Raw genomic sequence first — 4,101 nt, 5'->3', positions numbered from 1 at the left:
TTCTTCGGCGCCGCCGCCGTCTTCTTGGCCGCCGCCGGCTTGCGGGCCGCCGTCGCGGTACTCTTCTTCGCGGCCGTGGCGCGCGTCGTGCTCGCCTTGCGCGCCGTACCCGTCGCCGCCTTCTTGGCGGCCGCCGGCTTGCGCGCCGTGCTGGCGGACTTGGTCGCTGCCGTCTTGCGGGCCGTCGTCGCGGTGCTCTTCTTGGCGGCCGTGGCGCGCGTCGTACTCGCCTTGCGCGCCGTGCCCGCCGCCGCCTTCTTCGGCGCCGCCGTCTTCTTGGCCGTGGTAGCGCGCGTCGTGCTCGCCTTGCGCGCCGTGGCCGTCGCCGCCTTCTTCGGCGCCGCCGCCGTCTTCTTGGCCGCCGCCGGCTTGCGGGCCGTGCTGGCGGACTTGGTCGCCGCCGTCTTACGGGCCGTCGTCGCGGTGCTCTTCTTGGCGGCCGTGGCGCGCGTCGTGCTCGCCTTGCGTGCCGTGCCCGTCGCCGCCTTCTTCGGCGCCGCCGCCGTCTTCTTGGCCGCCGCCGGCTTGCGCGCCGTGCTGGCGGACTTGGTCGCCGCCGTCTTGCGCGCGCCGCCCGACTTGGCAGCCGTGGACTTGGAAGCGGCCGACTTGGAAGCCGTGGACTTCGCCGCCGGCTTCGCTGCCTTGGTGGCGGTCTTGGCCGGCGCCTTCTTGGCGGGCGCCGCGGCCTTCTTGGCGGCGGCCGGCTTGCGGCCAGCGGTGCTCGCCTTCCGCGCGGTCGCGGTGCGGCGGCTCGTGCTCATTGCCATCGGGCGGGCGCGGCCCGAACCCGTCTCGTTGTTGTCGTCCATCTGCTGGCTCTCCTTGCCTTTGCCGTTCTGGGCCATTCCGATCCACCTCGTCTTCCGACGGGGCGATGCCGCGTGGTGCCGCCACTCGCATGCCAGGACCGCCGCGTGCCGTGGGAAGAAGAACGGGTTGGCATGGCCTTCCCCGTCCCGTTTCCCATGGCACGCACCCTGGCCCGGGCATCAAACCTTGCGAATTGCGGCGCCGGTTGCGACCCGATTCACGATGCTGCCTTGACAGCATTTCGCGAATCGCATCCGGCCCTCCCGCGCACACGACACGCTATCTTCACGCCCAATCAGCTTGTCAACGAAATCCGCAAGAACGCGTTGCATTTCTGCGCGCCGGGGTTGCAGCCCAACGCATTTTTTTATGCCCGTCGTGTCTTGGAAAGCGCATCGAGGCGCGGCGGCGATCTTGCCGCTGGCGCGGGAAGGAATCAGAAACCTTCCCGCGCCGTGTCCCGGTCAGAAGATGCCGGGCTTGCCCTCGGCCAGGGCGCCGCGCGGCAGCACGACATTCAGCTGATGCAGATCCCCGGCGCCGAGGCGCGGAAGGTCCTGCACCACCTCCAGGAAGCGCGCGCTTTCACGCGGCGCCAGGATGCCATCCGTCAGGATCTCGAACTTGCGGATGTAATCCGCGCGCTCGAAGGGCTTGGCACCCAGCGGGTGCGCATTGGCCACCGCCATTTCGTCCACCACCGTGCTGCCATCCTTCATCAGGATCTCCACCCGCGCGCCGAAGGCCTTCTCCGCCGGGTCGGTGGAATGGTAGCGGCGCGTCCATTCCTCTTCCTCCCGCGTCTCGATCTTGTGCCAGAGCCGGACGGTATCGGCGCGGCCGGCACGCTTCGGCGCGTAGCTGTCCACGTGGTGCCAGCGCCCGTCCTGCAAGGCCACGGCGAAGATGTACATGATGGAGTGGTCCAGCGTCTCGCGGCTGGCCTTGGGGTCCATCTTCTGCGGGTCGTTGGCGCCGGTGCCGATCACGTAATGCGTGTGGTGGCTGGTGTGGATGATGATCTTCTCGATCGCCTCCAGGTCCGGGATCAGCCCCCGCATCCGGAAGGCCAGGTCGATCAGCGCCTGGCTCTGGTACTCGGCCGAGTGTTCCTTGGTGTAGGTGTCCAGGATGGCGCGCTTGGCCTCGCCCTTCTCCGGCAGCGGCACGTTGTAATAGACATCCTCGTACACGCGCTCGCGGTTGCTGCGGCCGCTCAGCACCCAGGCGATGACGCTGTCCTCGCCTTCATAGATCGGGCTGGGCGCGCCCTCGCCGCGCATCGCGCGGTCCACGGCTTCCACCGCCAGCTTGCCGGCATGGGCGGGGGCGAAGGCCTTCCAGGAGGAGATCTCGCCTTTGCGGCTCTGGCGAAAGGTGACCGTGGTGTGCAGCGCCTGCTGCACCGCCTGGTAGATCACCTCCTGCTTCAGCCCCAGCAGCGCGCCGATGCCTGCCGCCGCCGAAGGCCCGAGATGCGCGATGTGGTCCACCTTGTGCTCATGCAGGCAGATGGCGCGCACCAGGTTCACCTGGATCTCGTAGCCGGTGGCCAGGCCGCGGATCAGGTCGCGCCCGCTGCGCTCCATGGTCTGCGCCACGGCCAGGACCGGCGGGATATTGTCGCCGGGGTGCGAGTAGTCGGCGGCCAGGAAGGTGTCGTGCATGTCCAGCTCGCGCACCGCCGTGCCATTGGCCCAGGCGGCCCATTCCGGCGAGAAGCCCTTGCTGGCCGGCAGGCCGAAGATGGTCGCGCCGCCCTTCCGCGCATGCCCCATGGCCATGGTACGCGCCGAGGTGGGCGCGGAGCGGTTGATGGCCGCGATGGCGACGGCGGCATTGTCGATGATGCGGTTGATGATCATGTCGGTGACCGGCTTCTGCACGGCCACCTTGTCGGCCGCGACGCCGGCGATCTTCCAGGCCAGCTGGTCCTCGCGCTTCAGCAGCGCCTTGGACGGATACACCTTCACGGGATGCAGCTTCATGGCGGGGGGCTTCCTCCTCCAGCTCTTGGGTTTCCGGCCGGTGTTGTGCGCCACGCGCGCAGACTCGTCCATTGCGGATCGGGCCGGGACCGCCGCTTCTCGGTGCAACAATGAAACTTTATCAATGAAATGCGCCCTCGCCGCTTCCATCCGCAGCCATGACTCTGCATTCTAGGGCGGCGCCGCCGCGCACCGATCCGGTGCGATGCGGCGCCGTTGCCTCCGGCCCGTCGTGGCCAGGCATTGGGGATGCGCGTGGAGCCCGGGGGGGATTTGGTCCACGCGCAACAAGGGGGGAGCCTGCCACATGCCGCATCACGGCCTCGCCGTGTGCCGCGTCATCGCCTTTGCGTTGCTCGCGGCCATCCTGTCCATCGCCGCCGCGCCAGCCGCGCGGGCACAGATCGGCAGTGATCGCTACGCCGCCTTTGTCATGGATGCCAATTCGGGCGAGGAGATCGTCTCCATCGCCGCCGACGAGCCGCGCTACCCGGCATCCCTGACCAAGATGATGACGCTCTACATGGCCTTCGATGCCATGGCGCGGGGGCGGCTCTCGCCCAACACGCGCATCCGCGTCTCGCGCAACGCCGCCGCGCAGCCGCCGAGCAAGCTGGGGCTGCGGGCGGGCAGCACCATTTCGGCGCGCGATGCCATTCTGGCGATGGTGACGAAATCCGCCAATGACGCCGCCGCCGCGCTGGGCGAGCACCTCGCCGGCGGCAGCGAGGCCGCCTTTGGCCGCATGATGACCACCAAGGCGCGCGCGCTGGGCATGAGCCGCACCACCTTCCGCAACGCCTCCGGCCTGCCCAACCCGCAGCAGAAGACCACGGCGCGCGACATGGCGCGGCTGAGCCAGGCGCTGGTCGGCGATTTCCCGGACCGCTACGCCTATTTCAGCGTGCAATCCTTCGCCTTCAACGGCCAGACGGTGCGCGGCCATAACCGGCTGCTGGACAACTACCCCGGCGCCGATGGCATCAAGACCGGCTTCATCAATGCCAGCGGCTTCAATCTCGCCGCCAGCGCCATGCGCGACGGCGTGCGGATGATCGCGGTGGTCTTTGGCGGCGCCAGCTCCTGGGAGCGCGATTCGCATGTCATGGCGCTGCTGGACCGCGGCTTCGCCGAGCGCCGTGGCCTGCCCAATACCGACATGATGATGGCCAGCCGCCGCGGCCCCTCCCTGATCGCCAGCGCCAATGCGGCGCCGGTGATGCCGGAGCCGCGCCGCGCGGAAACCGGCGGCTCGGTGCGGCGGGTGGTCAGCCGCCCGGTGCCGCCACCGCGCCCGGCG

At 69.4% G+C, this 4,101-nt stretch carries 3 protein-coding genes; 1 reads left to right on the top strand and 2 read right to left on the bottom strand.

Annotated elements, in window-relative coordinates; genetic code table 11:
* On the bottom strand, positions 1-848 hold an 848-nt coding region (locus tag IBL25_RS24745), incomplete at its 3' end, for a hypothetical protein (protein WP_187781122.1).
* Positions 849-1,277: 429 nt separating this feature from the next.
* The gene (locus tag IBL25_RS24740) at positions 1,278-2,801 is read right to left on the bottom strand and encodes an MmgE/PrpD family protein (RefSeq protein WP_187781121.1); all 1,524 of its coding nucleotides are present in this window, start codon (positions 2,799-2,801) and stop codon (positions 1,278-1,280) included.
* 307 nt (positions 2,802-3,108) lie between these two features.
* On the opposite strand from IBL25_RS24740, the gene IBL25_RS24735 reads away from it, so the two are divergent.
* A partial coding sequence (locus IBL25_RS24735) for a D-alanyl-D-alanine carboxypeptidase family protein (protein WP_187781120.1) occupies positions 3,109-4,101 on the top strand: 993 nt, incomplete at its 3' end.

The organism is Pseudoroseomonas ludipueritiae (assembly GCF_014490445.1).
GTDB classification, from domain to species: domain Bacteria; phylum Pseudomonadota; class Alphaproteobacteria; order Acetobacterales; family Acetobacteraceae; genus Pseudoroseomonas; species Pseudoroseomonas ludipueritiae.
Note: the sequence above shows the minus strand (reverse complement) of the source record. Positions and strands in the feature narration are given on the sequence as shown.